Source organism: Streptomyces sp. NBRC 110028 (assembly GCF_001417735.1).
GTDB lineage: Bacteria > Actinomycetota > Actinomycetes > Streptomycetales > Streptomycetaceae > Streptomyces.
In genome coordinates this window covers 117626-136053 of sequence record NZ_BBUZ01000029.1, presented here as the reverse complement: position 1 = coordinate 136053, position 18428 = coordinate 117626, and the positions used below count along the sequence as shown (strand labels likewise).

Here is an 18428-nt window from a genome sequence, read left to right as displayed (position 1 = left end):
ACCAGGTCAGACGGGGTAGGCGAGATCAGTGCCGGGCGACGCGCGCCCGGCGGTAGATCACCGTGCCCGCGAGCAGCATGCCCGCGGCGGCCGGAATGGCCAGTTCCATCGGTCCGGCACCGGTGTGGGCGAGCTGCTCGCTGCCGGTGAGGTGGGAACCACCGAGGTTCGCGGCCTGCTCGGCGCCGTGGGCTCCGTTCTGGCCGTTCCCGTTCCCGTTCCCGTTGCCACCGTGATTGCCGTGGTTGCCGGGGGTGTCATCGCCCGGGTTGTTCGGCTGGCCGGGGTTGCCGGGGGTACCGGGCTGACCCGGGTTACCGGGGTTGCCCGGGTTGCCGGGGTTCCCCGGGTTACCGGGGTTGCCGGGGTTACCGGGGTTGCCGGGGTTGCCGGGGTTCCCCGGGTTGTTCGGTACGGCGTCGACCACGCCGCCGCAGTCGCCCCCGCTGCTGTTCCCGGCCGCGATCACGCCGATGTTGTTCCCGCACACGTGGACCGGAACGTGCACCGGGGCCTGGATGTTGTTGCCGGAGCCGACGCCCGGCGACGTCTGGGTGGCGCCCTGGGCGGAGGAGCCCCCCGCCTGGGAGCCGCCGGCCGAACTGCCGGAGCCGCTGCCGGAGCCCGCCTGCGCACCGGCGCCGCACCGGGCCTCGTTCATGAACCCGAGGACGTTCACGGTGTTCCCGCACAGGCTCACCGGCACATGCACCGGGGCCTGGATGTTGTTGCCCGACACGATCCCGGGCGAGTACCCGGCACCGCCGTTCGCCCCCGAATCCGCGTGGGCGTAGCCCCCGGTCACGGCCAGCACGCCGCTCGCCGCCGCTACGGTGATCAGGCCCTTTTTCGCAACCTGTCGCATAACTCTTCGCTCCCCTGCCGGTGGCCCGGCCGGAACGCGTGCGGGCGGTGTCGCCCGCACCCCCATGCCCGGGCGGGCCCGGAGTGCGTGGCGCACGCTCCGGGCCCGCCGGGATCACGTTCCGGTGGACCGTGACTCGACGTCACGTGATCGATGCGGTAGTCGCCGAAGGCCGGGGTTCTTCATCCCGCCCCCTCTTCGGCATCGCGGCCCGGTCACGAGCCGCACACCCCATGTAACGAGGAGGGCGCAATCAAGCTATCAAGCTACGACAGCATTCACCCTTTGTGATGCATTCGGTATGTGTGATCGATTAGGCCCTCCGGGAAGGGCTCAGCACCCGTCCAGGAACCGGTCGAGGACCCGCACGCCGAACTTCAGCCCGTCCACCGGCACCCGCTCGTCCACCCCGTGGAACATCCCGGCGAAGTCCAGCTCCGGGGGCAGCCGCAGCGGCGCGAAGCCGAAGCAGCGGATACCGAGGTCGTCGAAGGACTTGGCGTCCGTACCGCCGGAGAGGCAGTACGGCACGGCGCGCGCGATCGGGTCCTCGGCCTTGAGCGCCGTCTGCATGGCCTCGACCAGCGCCCCGTCGAAGCTCGTCTCCAGGGCCTTGTCCGCGTGCACGTCCTCGCGCTTGACCCGCGGGCCGAGGATGCGGTCGAGGTCGGCCAGGAACTCGTCCTCCAGACCCGGCAGGAAACGGCCGTCCACATGGGCCGTCGCCTGTCCGGGGATCACGTTGACCTTGTAACCGGCGCCGAGCATGGTCGGCGCGGCGGTGTTCTGCAGCGTCGCCCCGATGAGCTTCGCGATCCCGCCGAGCTTGGCCAGCGTCTCGTCCATGTTCTCCGGGTCGAGCGGGGTGCCGAGCGCGTCGGACAGCTCGTCCAGGAAGGACCGTACGGTCTTGGTCACCCGGATCGGGAACTTGTGCCGCCCGAGCCGCCCGACCGCCTCCGACAGCTCGGTGATGGCGTTGTCGTTGTTGGTCATCGAGCCGTGGCCCGCGGTGCCGTCCACCGTGAGCCGCATCCAGTGCATGCCCTTCTGGGCGGTCTCGATCAGGTACAGCCGCAGGTCCTCGTTGACGGTGAACGAGAAGCCGCCGACCTCGCCGATCGCCTCCGTCACGCCCTCGAACAGCTCCGGGTGCTGGTTCACCAGGTGCCGCGCGCCGAACACGCCACCGGCCTCCTCGTCGGCGAGGAAGGCGAGCACGATGTCGCGCGGGGGCTTGCGGCCGGTGCGCAGCCGCTCCCGTACGACCGCGAGCGTCATGGCGTCCATGTCCTTCATGTCCACCGCGCCCCGGCCCCAGACGCAGTCGTCGGCGATCTCGCCGGAGAAGGGGTGATGGGTCCAGTCCTCGGCGTTGGCCGGGACGACATCGGTGTGGCCGTGGATGAGCAACGCGGGCCGGGACGGGTCCTCACCCTCGATGCGCGCCACCGTCGAGGCCCGGCCCTTGCGCGATTCGAAGATCTGCGGTTCGAGCCCCACCTCGGCGAGCTTCTCGGCGACGTACTCGGCGGCGGCCCGCTCGCCGGGGCCGGAGTGGTCGGGGCCGTAGTTACTGGTGTCGATCCGGATCAGATCACGGCACAGATCGACGACCTCGTCCTCGCCTTTGACCGTTCCGGCTTTCGTCCCGCCCGCTTGCGACTCACTCACGCTGCCTCCTCATCGTTCCCTGCCCCCGGGCCGGGTCCACCCGGACCGGCCCGCCGCGGGGCTATCCCGCCATCCTCCCCCTCCCGACGCCGCAGCCCAAGGCCGCAATGCTGCCGTCATGCTCCGGTCACACAGCGACGGACCACCGCCGCCGCCGGCCGCCGCCGGCCGCGCGACCGTCCGCGTGATCGAGCACGCTCTGATGTTTGCTATGGTTTTCCACGTCGGAACGGCCTCGGGCCGGACGGCAGACACCTGGTCCGGGTGGCGGAATGGCAGACGCGCTAGCTTGAGGTGCTAGTGCCCTTTATCGGGCGTGGGGGTTCAAGTCCCCCCTCGGACACATACTGACAGCCCACGGGCTTCATGAGAGTGCTGGTCGAGTCTCATCTCGGCCGGCACTTTGTGTTTCCCGGAGTCGTATGTGAGCCGCACCCCGAGCTGCCGGTAGATCTCAGCCTTGTCCCGCGCCGGGCAGCGGATGTCGTCTGTGAACAGAACGCCGGCGCCGGGTCCCGGCGGCAAGTTCGTGCACCGCACGTTCGTGTACGGACTTCCCATCGCCGATGATCAGCGAGGTACGGGCTACCACGGCGTCCGGACGCACGAGAAGAACCCCCGTCTCCGCTGCGGCCTTCGCCGCCCCGTACGGGGTAACGGGATCAGGCAGGCAGGACTCGTCGTAGTGGACACGGGCGCCGGAGAACACGGCGTCACTGGAGACATGGATCAGTCGGCTGCCGGACTTCGCCGCCGCATGGCCAGAGGGACAGGTCCCTCGGCCGTGACCGCCCAGTCCGCCCCGCCGCTCGATACGTTGACGACGACACGAGGGCCGACCTCGGCCACGACCGCTTCCACACTCCCGGGGTCCCGCAGGTCGAGGGCGTGCCACGCGACCTCTGGAGTGCTTCCGGGCCTGGTCGCGTAGGTCGCGGCCGTGGTGTGCCCGGCCGCTGCTGCTTGCCGGACCAGTTCGGCACCCAGGAATCCGGAACCACCGACGATCAAAACTGTCACGACGCGACACCCCAGACCGGCCGCTGCGAGAGGTGGCACCACAAAGTTGAGCCAGAGCCCGAGTCGGCGCGTCACTGATCATCGCGGGACGCCTGGCGGGCAAGGAACTCCTCGAACGCCGCCTTCTGCTTCGGATCCATGAAGCCTTGGCGGACATCGCGGGCCTTCTCCTGGAGCCAGTGCGCCTCGTCGGGGTTCAGTAGCTCGGCGACCACCACGCCTTCGCGAGCAACCGCCGTGCGCCCTCCTACACGACGACGAAAGAGCGTGAACGCGCCGAATTCCACTGGGTGGGCCAGCTCCGGCTCCTCCGCCACAGCATGGTTCTCTTCCCCAGCGCCACTCGCCGGATAGGCGGTGGGGGCCCAATGCTCCCAGAGCGCCAGCGTGGCCGCGGGCACCAGCACCGCGCGTTCCGCCTCTCCGCCCCCCTCCCACAGGAACGTGACCGTGACGGGCTCGCCGACCGCCTCGGCCAACCCGAGCGCCCTCTCCACCTCATCGTTGATCGGGTAACTCACCACCACATCGATCTGAATGCCCATGGCGACTGAGGCTACTGGCCGCTTCGGACATGCCGGCCCAAAGCTTCTGCGCCTCCTCGACCATGGCGCACCAAGTGGACCGTCCGAAGCCGGTGACCTCACCGACTCAGCGCCCAGTACTCCGGCTGTAGATCGCGATCTCGGCTGATCAAATGCGATCGCACGAGACAGAGGCGAGCTGTCAGGCTGAGGCCGTGACTCCTCCACCCCGTAAACGGGGTGGCTTCTCGCTAAGCGGGTTGAGCTTCGCGACGGACCAGCCCGGCCCGTAGAACGTTCAAGGCGCCCACCGTGTCCGCGTGTGCGCTGTGGCCGCACGCGACGCAGTGGAACTTCTCCTGTGTGGGCCGGTTCTCCTTGGCGGTGTGCCCGCATTCGGGGCACCGCCGGGAGGTGTTGCGGGGGTCCACGGCGATCACTTCCCGTCCGGCGCTTTCAGCCTTGGCGTGCAGGATCGTCAGGAACACCCCCCATCCGGCATCAGCGATCGAGCGGTTGAGCCCGGCCTTCGCGGCACCCCTGTTGGGCAGGAACGCGCCCGGCTTGCCGGGGTCGGGCTTCGGTGCGGGGGCCTTGCTCATGTTGCGGATCTTGAGGTCTTCGTGCGCGATGAAGTCATGCTCACGGACCAGCGTGAGGGCGGCTTTGTGTGCGTGGTCAAGCCGCTGGCGTCGCACCGTGCCATGCAGCCTGGCGACCTTCTCCACGGCACGCCGGTGGTTGGCGGTACGGTCCCTGGCCTTGCGGCGCGGGAACCGGGACAGGGCTCGTTGCGCGGCTTCGAGCTTCGCGGAGGCCTTCCGCCCGTGACGCGGGTTTGGAACGAAGCTGCCGTTGGAGTCGGCGAGGAAGTTCGCTATGCCCACGTCGATACCGACGACACTGCCGGTGGCGGCCAGCGGCTCGGGCTGGGCCTGCTCCGCGGTCAGCACGACGAACCACTTACGACCCTCGCGCTTGACACTGACGGTTTTGACCTTGCCGGTCACCGGCCGGTGCTGGTTGACCTTCACGTGCCCGACGCCCTGGAAGCGGACGCGGGTGCCCGGATCGTGCGGCGTACTGTCCCAGCGGCAGCCGTCCCCGTCCTTGGGGAAGTCCACCGTGTCGAACCAGTCCACTCCGCGAAAGCGCGGGTATCCGGGTGTCTCGCCGGCTTTTTTGCGGCGGAAGAACGCGGCGAACGCCTTGTCGAGCCGTCGAGTGTCGCCTGCTGGCTGGAGAAGGACCAGCGGCCCTGACGTTCCGGGTCGAACGCCCGAATCTCCTTGAGCTGCGCGGACTGCATTCCGTACGTGACGCTTGCCTTCGACACGTGCCCGTAGGCGTCGCGGCGTTCCTGCAACGCGCCGTTGTATAGCGAGCAGTGATCCCGCAGCATCTCGCGAAGGGCCTGGCCCTGACGGACGGTGGGCCGCAGAAGAAACACCATCTTTCGGCACCACTGACGTGACGGCGCGGCTTCACCGCCTCATTGCGGAATAATTCGCTCCGCTCGCCTCCGCGAATAAGTCGGACACATTTTTCACATAGGGCCAGGTATACCCTCTTCAAGGATGGTGGCGCCTGAGCACCGGACGTGTGCCCCCTGAGCCGAAGGAGGCAAGCGGTTGGACGGGAAGGCCGTCCCGGCGACCGGCCGCATGACGCCCTCGCAGCGGCGCCATGCCGAGTCGACGGGCGCGTACCGCCCCGGGTACGAGCTCGTGGCCGAGCAGATCCTCGAGTTCATCGCCGAGTCGCGGTTGCAGCCGGGCGACCGGTTGCCGACGGAGAACGAGCTGGCCTCCCGTCTGGGCACGAGTCGCACGGTGGTGCGGGAGGCGGTGAAGATCCTCTCTGCGATCGGGCGGGTGCGCGCGCACAAGGGGCGCGGCCTCTACGTGACGGACGACGAGGGCCTGCTGGGCTCCTCGCGCCGGGGGAGCTTCTTCCTGCCGACCGACCTGGAACACGTCTACCAGCTCTTCGAGTTCCGGCGCGTGCAGGAAGCCGCGGCGAGCCGGTTGGCCGCCACCCGGGCGACTCCTGCCGAGTTGCGCGCCATCGAGACCGCGGCAGAGATGTGCCGGGAGGGGCACATGACGAGGCGGTGGGCGTTGTTCGACCGTGGTGACGACGACTTCCACATCGGCGTCGCCACCGCCTCGCACAATCCGTTCCTCGTCGCGGCGGTACGCGAGGCGCGCCGGTTGCAGCGCCAGTCCAGCACGATCGGACTGCACGGCACGGTCGGCGGTCATGCCGCGGAAGCCGTGGAGGAACACGCCTCGATCTGCCGGGCCATCAGGGACGGCGATCCGGAGGCGGCGGCCCGGGCCGCCACGGCTCATCTCGACAACACGCTCGAGGACTACCGGCGTGAGATCCAGCGCCGGGTCTTCGGCTGACCTGCCCGACCGGTCGCGGCCGGCGGTTCGGTGTCCCTCTCGCCACCGAAAGGGTTGACAAACCTCAGGGCCCCTCTACGATCCTGGCCTACCGAGAGTACGACCAATGTTCGACATATCGAAAACCATGCTGCTTGTGGGCTCCGTGGACCGCGTGCGCAGACTTCAGGGCTGATTTGTCATGCACATGCTTAGGTCGACGTCCACGACATGGCCGCTCACCGCACCATCGTCGACACGTCCCTCCGGGAGGAGAGTCATGCAGCCTTCGTCAGCATTACCGTCGGAGCCACGGCCCCGCAGGCGGCATTCGCCCGTGGCTGTTGCCGCACGCTCGGCGCTGATGTCGATCGCAGTGCTGGCGACCGTGTCCACCTGGCCGGTGTCGGCGTCGGCGGCCGGCACCGGGCCGTGCGACATCTACGCCTCGGGCGGAACCCCATGCGTGGCCGCGCACAGTACGGTCCGCGCCCTCTACGGGTCCTACGGGGGCAACCTGTACCAGGTCAGGCGTTCGTCGGACAACGCCACCCGGAACATCGGCGCCCTCGGCGCCGGCGGCGTCGCCAACGCCGCGGCCCAGGACTCGTTCTGTTCCGGCACCACCTGCGTGATAACCGTCGTCTACGACCAGTCCGGACGCGGCAACGACCTGTGGTACCAGGGATCCGGGCAGGTCCCCGGTTCGAGCCAGAGCAGCCCCGCCAAGGCGACTTCCGAGTCCCTGACCGCCGGCGGCAGCAAGGCCTACTCCCTGTACATCAACCCCGGCAACAGCTACTGGCGCGACGGCCACGCCACCGGCGTCCCCACCGGCAGCAGCCCTGAGGGCATGTACATGGTGACGAGCGGCACCCATGTGAACAACGGCTGCTGCTTCGACTACGGCAACAGCGAGACCACACGGAAGGCGGATGCCGCCGGCGCCATGGACGCCATCAACTTCAGCACCTCGTGCTGGTTCGGCGGATGCTCCGGCCGCGGCCCGTGGGTCCAGGCGGACCTCGAATGGGGCCTGTACCCGGGTGGAAGCCAGTCCTGGAATCCCCAACAGCGGGCCTTCACCAGCAAGTTCGTCACCGCCACCCTGAAGAACAACGGCACCTCCCGCTTCGCCATCAAGGGCAGCGACGCCCAGTCCGGCAGCCTGACCACCCTGTGGGACGGCGCCCTGCCGGGCGGCTACAGCCCCATGAAGAAACAGGGCGCCATCGTCCTGGGCAGCGGGGGCGACTGCTGCAAACCCGGCGGGGGCGCCAACCTCAGCGCCGGCACCTTCTACGAGGGCGCCATGGTCGCGGGCTATCCGTCCGACCAGACGGAGAACGCCGTCCAGGCCAACGTGGTCGCCGCCGGCTACCGCTGACCCGCCCGTTCCGACATGAGGCCGACCGCCGCCCTCGTCCTCATCGCGGCGGGGACCCTCCCGGCCGTCAACCCTCTGCGTCAGTCAGTGCCTTTGGAGCCGACGATGACCTATGCCCGACCGCTTTCGCCAGCGTTACCGCTTTCGGCCGGCAGGAGACTCAGACGAGCAGTCGCCTGGGTCGTGGGCCTCATGCTCGCTTTCGTCGCCCCCGCCGCCGTCCAGCCCACCGCGGCAAGGGCGGACAACCCGATCGTGCAGACCATCTACACCGCCGACCCCGCGCCGCTGGTCCACAACGGCCGGGTGTACCTCTACACCGGGCACGACGAGGACAACTCCACCAACTACACCATGAAGGAATGGCGGGTGTGGTCCTCGGACGACATGGTCAACTGGACCGATCACGGCTCCCCGCTCGACCTGTCCTCCTTCAGCTGGGCATCCTCCAACGCCTGGGCGGGACAGGCCGTCTACCGCAACGGCAAGTTCTACTGGTACGTGCCGATGACGAACCGGGCGACCGGCCGGATGGCCATCGGCGTGGCGGTGGCCGACAGCCCCACGGGGCCGTTCCATGACGCCCTCGGTCATCCGCTGGTGGAGAACGGCCAGATCGACCCGACGGTCTTCATCGACGACGACGGCCAGGCGTACCTGTACTGGGGCAACCCGGACCTGTGGTACGTCAAGCTGAACGCGGACATGACCTCCTACTCGGGCAGCCCCACCAAGATCCCGCTCACCACCGCGGGCTTCGGTACCCGTACGGGAGACGCCAACCGGCCCACCCTGTTCGAAGAAGGGCCCTGGGTCTACAAGCGGGGCGGCCTGTACTACATCATCTTCGCGGCCAAGTGCTGCTCGGAGTTCATCGCCTATTCGACCGCCCCCGGCCCGACCGGGCCGTGGACCTACAGGGGCACCGTCATGCCCACACAGGGTGGCAGCTTCACCAATCACCCGGGGGTCACCGACTTCAAGGGAGGTTCCTACTTCTTCTACCACAACGGCGCCCTCCCTGGCGGGGGCGGCTACACGCGCTCGGTCGCCGTGGAGAAGTTCTCCTACACGTCCGACGGCACGATCCCGACGATCAACATGACCACCGCGGGGGCGCCTCAGGTCGGCACGCTCAATCCGTACAGACGTCAGGAAGCCGAGACGATGGCCTGGGAGTCGGGAGTCGAGACCGAGCCGTCCGCCGAGGGAGGGCGGAACGTCGGATACATCGACAACGGCGACTCCATCAAGGTCAAGGGCGTCGGGTTCGGCGCGGGTGCGTCGTCCTTCACGGCACGCGTGGCCTCGACGGTCGACGGCAGCGCCGTCGAACTGCGCCTGGGCGGCCCCAACGGCACCGTGGCGGGCCGGTGCGGTGTGCCGAACACCGGTGGGTGGCAGACCTGGACGACGGTGTCCTGTCCGGTCAGCGGCGCGACGGGCACCCAGGACCTGTATCTGAGGTTCACCGGCGGCAGTGGCTATCTGCTCAACATGAACTGGTGGCAGTTCACCGCCGCCTCCGCCGCGGCAGCTTCGAAGTAGCGCCGCGCCAAGATCCTGCCCCATCCGCCACCGGACCGACAGCAGCGGCGTCCGTGCTCGGGCCGGGGCCGGAGACCGGCCCGTACCACCGCAAGTGATCGCTCACGGGCTCAGCGACTGAGCCCGGCAACCACATCCCCCTCCACAACCAGGAGTCATCGATGTCGATGCGACGGCGCACCTTCCTCGGCACGGCCGCAGCGGCCGGCGTGGGCTTATCCGCGCTCGGCGGCACAGCGGTCGCCGCCACCCCGGCGCCCCGGACGGCCTCCCCGCGACAGGCGCCCACCCAGAAGTTCCCCATCGGGGTACGGCAGTACGACTGGTCCCGCGGCGGCCGCCGGCTCCTCACGAAGGTCTTCTACCCGGCAGCCACCGGCAACCCGGGCGGCAACCCCGTCCCGGACGCCCCCATCGCAAGCGGCGTCTTCCCCATCGCCGAGTGGAGCCACGGCATGGGGTGCAACTCCGACTGCTACTCCTCGCAGACCCATGACCTGGCCGCCGCCGGCTTCATCTGTCCCGCTCCCTCGTTCTCCGACAACACCAACATCGGCAGCGTCTACAACGGCAACTGGTCGAAGGACGTCTCCGAGGTCCTCACCCGGACACTGGCGCTGAACAGCGCGTCGGGCAGTCCGTTCGCCGGACACATCGACACCAAGGCTGGTGTCGGCGTCTCCGGCCACTCGATGGGCGGCATGACCACTCACGGCCTGCTCACCGCCTGGCCGGACAACCGCATCGTCGCCGCCGTCCCGGTCGCCTGCGTGGACATGGGCAACCCGGCGGGCCTGGCCGCCAAGGTGCTGTTCATCCACGGCAGCAACGACGGGACCTGCAACATCAACTTGGCGCGGCAGGCGTACAACGAACTCCCCGCGCCGAAGGCGTTCCTCACCCAGAACGGTGCCGATCACGGCTCGTTCCTGACCCCGCAATACCCGTACTACGCCCAGACGGAGAACACCTTCCTGGACTGGTTCCGCTGGGGCCTGTACGGCGACACCGCCGCCCGTGACCGCCTCCGGGGCGACGCCACCAGCAATGGAACGTCCTGGGTCACGGCCATGTGACAGCGATGAACGACAACTCGCCCTGCCCGCCGCGGCAACCGTAGCGGGCAGGGCGTCCACGCCCAGGCATGCTGCTCCTGGAAGCGGCCCGGCAGGCCGCCCACAGCGTCGCCCGCCCGGACTTCGCCGTGATCACCGCCATGGACACCGCCTTCCGGCGGCCGGGGTCAGGCCGCCGACGAGGGGGTGACGTACGCCGTCTGTGCGCGGGGGTGGGGAACGACCGGCGCCAGGCCCGTACGGAGCGCCTTCTCCGTGCTCCACAGCCATCCGATGTCCCGGGCGAAGGACCAGATCAGCGAGGCCAGCGCCAGCAGGACGACCGCGAGGTCCGCGGGGGCCGGGAGAAGGCCGGTGGCGGCCACGAGGAGGGCCACGCCCTGGAGCGCGGCCACCGTCTTGCGGGCCATGCTGTGCGGGAGGGGCGCGCTCAGCCAGGGCAGGAAGCGCGCGGCGGCGACGAAGGCGTAGCGCATGGCGCCGATCAGCAGCACCCAGGGGCCCAGCGCGGTGGCGACGTAGACGCTGAGCACCAGGATGAGGATGGCGTCGACCTCCATGTCGAACCGCGCGCCCAGGGGCGAGGAGGTTCCGGTGCGGCGGGCCACCTGGCCGTCGACCGCGTCGAGGATCAGGGCCACCGCGGTGAGCGCGGTGAGGACCGTGACCCGGGGCGGGCTCGTGAAGGAGTCGGCGACCAGCGCGGTCACGCCCCCGACAAGGGTGGCCCGGGCCAGGGTGACGCGGTTGGCGGGCCCGAAGGAGGACAGCCAGGAGCGGGAGACGGCGCGGGTCAGCACGGCCCAGGTGACGGCCGCGAAGGCGAGGCCCGTGAGCCAGCCCGCGGGTCCCAGGCCGAGCGAGGCGCCCAGAAGCGTCAGCAGGAGGATCTGCACGCCCGCGCCCGCGGCCGTCTCCTGCCGCAACAGCCTCGCGTTGTGTGTGTGGTTCAGGGCCACCGGGCACCCCTCCGGCTGTGTGACAGTGTCGATTGGCGCCGCGTAGCGTGTGCCGCGGCTTGATGATGTCCCGTACGTGGCGCGTCCCCCGTTTGTTCAGCGTCATGTGCGGCCCGTTGTTCAGCGCGGAGTTTCCGCTCGATTCGTTCAGGAGGACGCCATGGAGCGCGTCGCCCGTGCTTTCTGGCTCAACTCCCCCGGTCACGGCGGGATACGGGATGTGGTGCTGCCCGAGCCCGCCGAGGGCGAGGTGGTGGTGCGCTCACTGTGTTCCGGTGTGAGCCGCGGCACGGAGGCGCTGGTGTTCCGGGGCGGGGTTCCGGAGAGCCAGTACGGAGCGATGCGGGCGCCGTTCCAGGAGGGCGACTTCCCCGGGCCGGTGAAGTACGGCTACCTGAACGTGGGGGTGGTCGAGGAGGGGCCGCGGGAGCTGGCGGGCCGTACGGTCTTCTGTCTGTTCCCGCACCAGACCCGGTACGTGGTCCCGGCGAGCGCCGTCACCCCCGTCCCCGAGGGCGTGCCCGCCGAGCGGGCGGTGCTGGCCGGGACGGTGGAGACCGCGGTGAACGCCCTGTGGGACGCGGCGCCGCTGCTCGGCGACCGGATCGCGGTGGTGGGGGCGGGGATGGTCGGGGCGTCGGTCGCGGCGCTGCTGGCCCGCTATCCGGCCGTACGGGTCCAATTGGTGGACGCCGACCCGGCGCGCGCCGGGATCGCCGAGGCGCTGGGGGTGGACTTCGCGCTGCCGGAGGACGCCGAGGACGACCGTGATCTCGTGGTGCACGCCAGCGCGAGCGAGGCGGGACTCGCCCGCTCCCTGGAACTCCTCGCCCCGGAGGGCACGGTGATCGAGCTGAGCTGGTACGGCGACCGCCGGATCAGCGTGCCGCTCGGCGAGGCGTTCCACTCCCGGCGGCTGACCGTGCGCAGCAGTCAGGTGGGGACGGTGTCCCCGGCCCGGGGCGGCCGCCGCGGCTATGCGGACCGGATGGCGATCGCGCTGGAGCTGCTCACCGACCCGGCGCTGGACGCGCTGGTCACCGGGGAATGCGCGTTCGAGGAGCTGCCGGGGGTGATGGCCCGGATCGCCGCGGGTGAGCTGCCGGGGCTGTGTCACCGGGTGGCTTACGAGGGCGCGTAGGACCGGGCGCGAAAACCCGTCCGAACAAGGCTGAGCTGGGGCTGAACACGGGGAAGGCATCGGCCGTACTAGAAGCCGAGATGTGCCAGCCGGACCGGGAGGGCCGTTGTTCAGCATCACCGTCCGCGATCACCTGATGGTCGCCCACAGCTTCAGCGGAGAGGTCTTCGGACCCGCGCAGCGTCTGCACGGAGCCACGTTCCTGGTGGACGCCACCTTCCGGCGCGCCGCGCTGGACGACGACAACATCGTCGTCGACATCGGACTGGCCACCCAGGAACTGGGCGCGGTGGTCGGCGACCTCAACTACCGCAACCTGGATGACGAGCCCGCCTTCAAGGGGATCAACACCTCCACCGAGTTCCTGGCCAAGGTCATCGCCGACCGGCTCGCGGAGCGGGTGCACGCCGGGGCGCTCGGCGAGGGCGCGCACGGCCTGTCCGGAATCCAGGTGACCCTGCACGAATCGCATGTCGCCTGGGCGAGTTACGAGCGTGAGCTGTGACCGCGCACGTGGAGAGCCCCGGAAGCCTGCTCGGTCTCGGCGGCGGTGCCGTCCCGCCGCCGCTGCGCGCGGTGCACGTCGTCATGCCCGACGGGGTGGCCGACCCGGCCACGCCGAGCGGCGGCAACACGTACGACCGGCGGATCTGCCGGGAGCTGCCCGGCATCGGCTGGGACGTCCACGAGCACACGGTCGCGGGCGACTGGCCGCAGGCCGGGCCCGCGGCGCGCGCGGAGCTGGCCCGGCTGCTGGCGGAGCTGCCGGACGGCGGCATCGTCCTCCTCGACGGCCTCGTCGCCTGCGCCGTCCCCTACCTCGTCGTTCCCGAGGCGGAACGGCTGCGGCTCGCGGTGCTCGTGCACCTGCCGCTGGGTGAGGAGACGGGGCTCGCCCCGGGCCGGGCGGCGGACCTGGACGTGCTGGAGCGCAAGACGCTGGGCGCGGTGCCCGCGGTCGTGGCCACCAGCGGCTGGGCGGCCCGCCGGCTCGTCGCGCACCACGGACTGGCCCCGGGCCGGGTCCATGTGGCGGCGCCCGGTGCCGATGTGGCGCCGCAGGCGTCCGGCACGGACGACGGCACGCGGCTGCTGTGCGTCGCCTCGGTGACCCCGCGCAAGGGGCAGCTCCGGCTGGTGGAGGCGCTGGCCGAGGTCACCGATGTGCCGTGGACGCTGGAGTGCGTCGGCGCTCTGGAGCAGGACCCCGGCTATGTGGACCGGCTGCGGGAGCTGATCGGGACGTCCGGGCTCGGCGACCGGGTGCGGCTCACCGGCCCGCGCGGCGGCGCGGAGCTGGAGGCGAGCTACGCCGGTGCCGATCTGCTGGTGCTCGCCAGTTACGCCGAGACGTACGGGATGGTGGTGACCGAGGCGCTGGCGCACGGCGTTCCGGTGCTGGCCACCGCCGTGGGCGGGGTCCCGGAGGCGCTCGGGTACGCGCCCGAGGGCAGTGTGCCGGGCCTGCTCGTCCCCCCGGACGATCCGGCCGCGCTCGGTGCGGCGCTGCGCCGCTGGCTGGGCGATCCCGATGTACGCCGCCGGCTGATCACGGCCGCCCGCGGCCGGCGCACCGCGCTGGACGGCTGGCGGACGACCGCAACGGATCTGGCCGGTGTGCTGGAACGACTTCGCCGCGAACCCCGGAGGGCCGCGTGACCACCACCGATACGCCTCGATACGCGCCCGAGTGGCTGGAGCTGCGCGAGGGCGCGGACGCCGCCGCCCGCGCGCCCGAACTGCTGGAGCCGCTGCGTGCCCGGCCGGCCGGGGGCACCGTACGCGTGATCCACGACCTCGGCTGCGGCACCGGTTCCCTGGGCCGGTGGCTGGCGCCCCGGCTGGACGGCCCGCAGGAGTGGGTGCTGCACGACCACGATCCCGGTCTGCTGGAGCTGGCCGCCGAGCGGGCGCCGCGTACGGCCGCCGATGGGAGCCCGGTCACGGTGCGCACGCGCCGCGGTGACCTGGGCTCGCTGACCGCGGACGATCTGGCGGGCGCGTCGCTGGTGACGGCCTCAGCGCTGCTGGACGTGCTGACGGCCGACGAAATAGAAGGGCTCGCCGCGGCCTGTGCCGGGGCGGGGTGTCCGGTGCTGCTGGCGCTGTCGGTGGCGGGCCGGGTCGAGCTGGCCCCGGAGGATCCGCTGGACGCGGAGATCGCGGAGGCGTTCGACGCCCATCAGCGCCGCTCCGGTCTGCTGGGGCCGGACGCCGTCGCGGTGGCCTCCGAGGCGTTCGCCCGGCACGGCGCGACGGTACGGACGCACGCCAGCCCCTGGCTGCTGGGGCCCGGGGAGTCCGCGCTGGCCGCGGAGTGGCTGCGGGGCTGGGTGGGCGCGGCGGTGGAGCACCGGCCGGAGCTGGAACCGCGTGCCGAGAGGTATCTGCGGCGGCGGCTGGCGGAGTGCGCGGCGGGCGGGCTGCGGGTGGTGGTGCACCATGACGATCTGCTCGCGCTGCCCCGGCCGGTGAGCCCCGGGCCGACGGGTGGAGTGTCATGAGCGCGTCGATCCGGGCGCGGCTCGGCACACTCGCCGGGGCGGCCATCATCGCGGTGCTGCTGTGGCAGATGGGCACCGGCGCCTTCCTGGAGGGCGTGCGCCGCATCGACGGCCTCACCCTGCTGGCCGCCCTCGGACTCGGCCTGCTGACCACCGTGTTCAGCGCCTGGCGCTGGTGTGTGGTGGCGCGGGCGCTGCGCATCCGGCTGCCCCTGGCAAGGGCCGTCGGCGACTACTACCGCTCGCAGTTCCTCAACGCGGCGCTGCCCGGCGGCGTCCTCGGCGATGTGCACCGCGCGGTACGGCACGGGCGGACCGAGGGCGATGTGGCCCGGGGTGTGCGTGCCGTGGTGCTGGAGCGGACCGCGGGTCAGGTGGTGCTGGTGATGGCCGGCGTGGCGCTGCTGTTCGCCCGGCCCTCCTTCGCCCTGTCCGAGGCCGGCCGGGTGGTCCACGCCGTGGCCGCGACGCCCGGCGCCGCGGCCGCGCTGATCGCGGTGTGCGGGCTCGGGGCCGTGGCCGTCGTACGGCTGCGCCGCGGGCCCGGCACCTCGCGGGGGCGCCGGGCGCTGCGCGCCGCGCTCGGCGAGGCGCGGCTCGGGCTGCTGGCCCGCGCGAGCTGGCCGGGGGTCGTGATCTCGTCCGCGGTGGTGCTGGCGGGCTATCTCGGGATGTTCCTGCTGGCCGCGCGGGCGGCGGGATCAACCGCCCCGGCGGCCCGGCTGGTGCCCATCATGGTGCTGGCCCTGCTCGCCATGGCGCTGCCGCTGAACGTCGGCGGCTGGGGCCCCCGCGAGGGCGTCACCGCGTGGGCCTTCGGCGCCGCGGGCCTGGGAGCCGCGCAGGGGCTGACGGTCGCCGTCGTGTACGGGGTGCTCACCTTCGCCGCGAGCCTGCCCGGTCTGGGTGTGCTGGTCGGGCAGTGGGCCGTCCGGCTGCGGCGTCCCCAGGTCGAGTTCGAAGAGGGTGTCCTCGCCGAGGCGGGTACGGCGGGTCCGGGGCCGCAGGGCGTCGCGCATGACGGGGGTGCCGTCGAAGCGCAGCCCGGGGATGCCGTCGCCGAGCAGCACCGGTGCCACGGTGACGTACAGCCGGTGCAGCGCGCCGTCGTGCAGAAAGCGCGACACCGTGACGCCGCCGCCCTCGATCAGCACCCGGCCCAGGCCACGCGCCGCAAGCGCCTCCACCAGGCGCTGCGGCGTGAACGCGGCACGGTCCGGCAGGGTCAGTACGTCGACGCCGTCCGGCGCCGTCCGCCCGTCGCGGGCGTCCGCCCCCACCACCCACAGGGTCGGCGCTGAGCCGTCGGTGAAGACCCGGCGATGCGGAGGTACCCGGCCGTGGGGATCGAGGACGACGCGCACCGGATGCGGTCCGGAGCAGGCGCGCACGGTGAGCTGGGGGTCGTCCGCGACGGCGGTCCCGGCCCCGACCACGACGGCGTCGGTGAGGGCGCGCAGCCGGTGCAGATGGCACCGGTCCTCCTCGCCGGTGACGTAGTCGGCGTCGCCGGTGCGGGTCGCGATGAAACCGTCGAGGCTCTGGCCGAGCTGGGCGATCGTCAGCCGCGGCCCGGCCAGGCAGAGCGGCAGATAGCGGTCGGCGAGTGCGTCCGCCCCGGGGGTGGCGTCCCGCGACCAGCGCACCGCGCCGTCCGGCCCGCGCACCAGTCCGGCGGCCCGGGCCTCGGCCACGGTCCGTATGGAGCGCAGCCGCTCCCAAGCCGCTGCCGTGTCCAGCGTCGTCATCGCGTCTCCGTTTCCTGTCGCTCGCCGACCGCGGATTCGCCGACGACGGACTCGCCGACCACCGAAAGATACTCGGCGAAGGATTCGGTGAGCGCGGCGAGGAGTTCCTTTCCCTTCTCGGCGGATGCCAGGGAAGGGCGGCCGATGACTCCGGACTCGGTGTACTCGGCCATACCGAGGGTCAGCAGATGCTTCCGGTTGTCGGCGAGACAATCGGAGGTTTCATAACCGGGACGGACGAGTTCGGGATGGGCATGCAACAGGATGGAGGTCTCCACTTCCCCGGCGTGCATATCGCTGTACGACGGGGTGCGGACACCGGCCCTGCCACGGGCCGTGTCCCAGTCGGCCGAGCCCGGGAAAAGCGCCATGCGGGTACCGGTGCCGGCGGATTCCTGAACAATGTTGCGCAGGACGTAATTTCCGCCGTGCCCGTTCACCAGAATCAGCGAACCGATACCGGAGCGGCGCAGCGATCCGGCGATGTCGCGCACCACGGAGTAGAGGGTCGCGGCGGATATGGAGACGGTGCCCGGCCAGTTGGCGTGCTCGTGCGAGCAGGAGACGGTGACGGGCGGGAGGAGCTGGACCGGATACGCCGCGGCGATCTCCCGGGCGATGGTGCAGGCGATGACCGTGTCCGTCACCAGCGGCAGATACGCGCCGTGTTGCTCGAAGCTGCCGATGGGCAGGACGGCGACACCGGCCCGCCGGGCCCGCACCTCCTCCGTGGTCGTCGACGGCAGGAGCCCCGAGGCCCACTGGTCCGGCGTTTCCGAATCGCTCATGTTCTTGCGGCCTTTCGTTCTTCGTGCTGCGTGCTTCCTGCTGCGGATGCGTGGCCCATCACCCGGCCGACTTTCCCATTTTCCCCTACGCCACCCGGCGTTCACCAGATAGGGTTACAACATGACAGCAAGTGATAGCGTGTTGGTCGACAGCGCTCGTCGATCGGATGTCGAACGAGTGGTGAATCTCCGGCTGTCCACCGTGTACGGCGATTTTCTCGCTTTCGGCTACCAGGACCACAAACGCGGAGATGAACAGATCGCGCTGGTATACGGCGACGTCAAGGGCGAGGACGCACTGACGCGGGTGCATTCCGAGTGCCTGACCGGAGACGCCTTCGGCTCCCGGCACTGCGAATGCGGCGACCAACTGTCCGCGGCGCTGCGCGCCATCGTGAGCGAGGGGCGGGGCATCCTCGTCTACCTCCGGGGCCACGAGGGCCGGGGCATCGGCCTGCTGGCCAAGCTCCAGGCGATGCAGCTGCAGGCGGAGGGCCTGGACACGGTCGAGGCCAACCTCGCGCTCGGCCTCCCGGACGACGCCCGGGACTACCAGGTGGCGGCGGAGATGCTGCACGACCTCGGGGTGCGCTCCATACGGCTGCTCTCCAACAATCCGCGCAAGCGGGAGGCGCTGCTGCGCCACGGCATCAAGATCAGCGAACAGGTTCCGCTGCTGATCGAGCCGTGCGAGGAGAACCTGCCCTACCTGCTGACCAAGCGGGAGCGGATGGACCACTACCTGCCGCATCTGGACGGTGTGCTGACGTCCGTCGACGGCGGCGCCGAGCGGTCCTGAACAGC

At 70.8% G+C, this 18428-nt stretch carries 13 protein-coding genes, 1 tRNA gene and 5 pseudogenes; 11 read left to right on the top strand and 8 right to left on the bottom strand.

The genetic code is table 11. The features are described 5' to 3' along the window. Positions 1-25: 25 nt before the first annotated feature. Both ASC60_RS21270 and ASC60_RS21265 read right to left on the bottom strand, forming a co-directional pair. Positions 26-865 (bottom strand): chaplin, encoded by an 840-nt coding sequence (locus ASC60_RS21270; RefSeq protein WP_055553336.1) that lies wholly within the window; start codon positions 863-865, stop codon positions 26-28. Between the two features lie 333 nt (positions 866-1198). After that, positions 1199-2539 (bottom strand): M20/M25/M40 family metallo-hydrolase, encoded by a 1341-nt coding sequence (locus ASC60_RS21265; RefSeq protein ID WP_055553334.1) that lies wholly within the window; start codon positions 2537-2539, stop codon positions 1199-1201. A gap of 258 nt (positions 2540-2797) precedes the next feature. On the opposite strand from ASC60_RS21265, the gene ASC60_RS21260 reads away from it, so the two are divergent. Further along, positions 2798-2882, top strand: a tRNA-Leu gene (locus tag ASC60_RS21260). Between the two features lie 128 nt (positions 2883-3010). Here ASC60_RS21260 and ASC60_RS39450 read toward each other — a convergent pair. The 3 genes and pseudogenes from ASC60_RS39450 to ASC60_RS21250 form a co-directional block, all read right to left on the bottom strand. Then, a pseudogene (locus tag ASC60_RS39450) lies at positions 3011-3559 on the bottom strand (sugar nucleotide-binding protein); the annotation flags it as partial. A 71-nt stretch (positions 3560-3630) separates the two neighbouring features. Continuing rightward, positions 3631-4104: a hypothetical protein gene (locus ASC60_RS21255; RefSeq protein ID WP_055553330.1), complete on the bottom strand. Its 474-nt coding sequence runs from the start codon at positions 4102-4104 to the stop codon at positions 3631-3633. A gap of 230 nt (positions 4105-4334) precedes the next feature. Further along, positions 4335-5536: pseudogene (locus tag ASC60_RS21250) on the bottom strand (RNA-guided endonuclease InsQ/TnpB family protein). 211 nt (positions 5537-5747) lie between these two features. Here ASC60_RS21250 and ASC60_RS21245 point away from each other — a divergent pair. From ASC60_RS21245 to ASC60_RS21230, 4 genes and pseudogenes are all read left to right on the top strand, one after another. Further along, entirely contained in the window at positions 5748-6494 is a 747-nt protein-coding gene (locus ASC60_RS21245) for a FadR/GntR family transcriptional regulator (RefSeq protein ID WP_199831017.1), read from the top strand. Between the two features lie 400 nt (positions 6495-6894). Further along, positions 6895-7860 (top strand): annotated as a pseudogene (locus tag ASC60_RS21240) (arabinofuranosidase catalytic domain-containing protein); the annotation flags it as partial. 183 nt (positions 7861-8043) lie between these two features. Further along, positions 8044-9408: a glycoside hydrolase family 43 protein gene (locus tag ASC60_RS21235; protein ID WP_199831008.1), complete on the top strand. Its 1365-nt coding sequence runs from the start codon at positions 8044-8046 to the stop codon at positions 9406-9408. Between the two features lie 161 nt (positions 9409-9569). After that, positions 9570-10484, top strand: a complete 915-nt coding sequence (locus tag ASC60_RS21230; RefSeq protein WP_055553327.1) for an alpha/beta hydrolase — start codon at positions 9570-9572, stop codon at positions 10482-10484. A 167-nt stretch (positions 10485-10651) separates the two neighbouring features. Here the strand turns inward: ASC60_RS21230 and ASC60_RS21225 are convergent, their stop codons facing one another. After that, positions 10652-11443 carry a CDP-alcohol phosphatidyltransferase family protein gene (locus ASC60_RS21225; protein ID WP_079038520.1) on the bottom strand — a complete coding sequence of 264 codons (792 nt, stop codon included), beginning with the start codon at positions 11441-11443 and terminating at the stop codon, positions 10652-10654. 160 nt (positions 11444-11603) lie between these two features. Between ASC60_RS21225 and ASC60_RS21220 the strand changes: the two genes are divergently transcribed. From ASC60_RS21220 to ASC60_RS42275, 5 genes and pseudogenes are all read left to right on the top strand, one after another. Then, the gene (locus ASC60_RS21220; RefSeq protein ID WP_055553325.1) at positions 11604-12584 is read left to right on the top strand and encodes a zinc-binding alcohol dehydrogenase; all 981 of its coding nucleotides are present in this window, start codon (positions 11604-11606) and stop codon (positions 12582-12584) included. 106 nt (positions 12585-12690) lie between these two features. Then, positions 12691-13089 (top strand): 6-carboxytetrahydropterin synthase, encoded by a 399-nt coding sequence (locus ASC60_RS21215; RefSeq protein WP_055553324.1) that lies wholly within the window; start codon positions 12691-12693, stop codon positions 13087-13089. Between the two features lie 83 nt (positions 13090-13172). Beyond that, a complete protein-coding gene (locus ASC60_RS21210) occupies positions 13173-14243 on the top strand; it encodes a glycosyltransferase family 4 protein (RefSeq protein WP_370592952.1) in 1071 nt (356 codons plus the stop codon). Beyond that, positions 14240-15088 (top strand): class I SAM-dependent methyltransferase, encoded by an 849-nt coding sequence (locus tag ASC60_RS21205; RefSeq protein WP_055553322.1) that lies wholly within the window; start codon positions 14240-14242, stop codon positions 15086-15088. The genes ASC60_RS21210 and ASC60_RS21205 overlap by 4 nt, the downstream gene beginning before the upstream one ends. Further along, positions 15085-15924 (top strand): annotated as a pseudogene (locus ASC60_RS42275) (lysylphosphatidylglycerol synthase transmembrane domain-containing protein); the annotation flags it as partial. The gene ASC60_RS21205 and the pseudogene ASC60_RS42275, both read left to right, overlap by 4 nt. 252 nt (positions 15925-16176) lie before the next feature. Here the strand turns inward: ASC60_RS42275 and ASC60_RS43005 are convergent. After that, positions 16177-16836, bottom strand: a pseudogene (locus tag ASC60_RS43005) (RibD family protein); the annotation flags it as partial. Next, entirely contained in the window at positions 16833-17624 is a 792-nt protein-coding gene (locus tag ASC60_RS21195; protein ID WP_055553319.1) for a creatininase family protein, read from the bottom strand. The pseudogene ASC60_RS43005 and the gene ASC60_RS21195, both read right to left, overlap by 4 nt. Before the next feature lie 121 nt (positions 17625-17745). Here ASC60_RS21195 and ribA point away from each other — a divergent pair, with 121 nt between their 5' ends. Then, the gene (ribA, locus tag ASC60_RS21190; protein ID WP_055553317.1) at positions 17746-18423 is read left to right on the top strand and encodes a GTP cyclohydrolase II; all 678 of its coding nucleotides are present in this window, start codon (positions 17746-17748) and stop codon (positions 18421-18423) included. Positions 18424-18428: the final 5 nt, after the last annotated feature.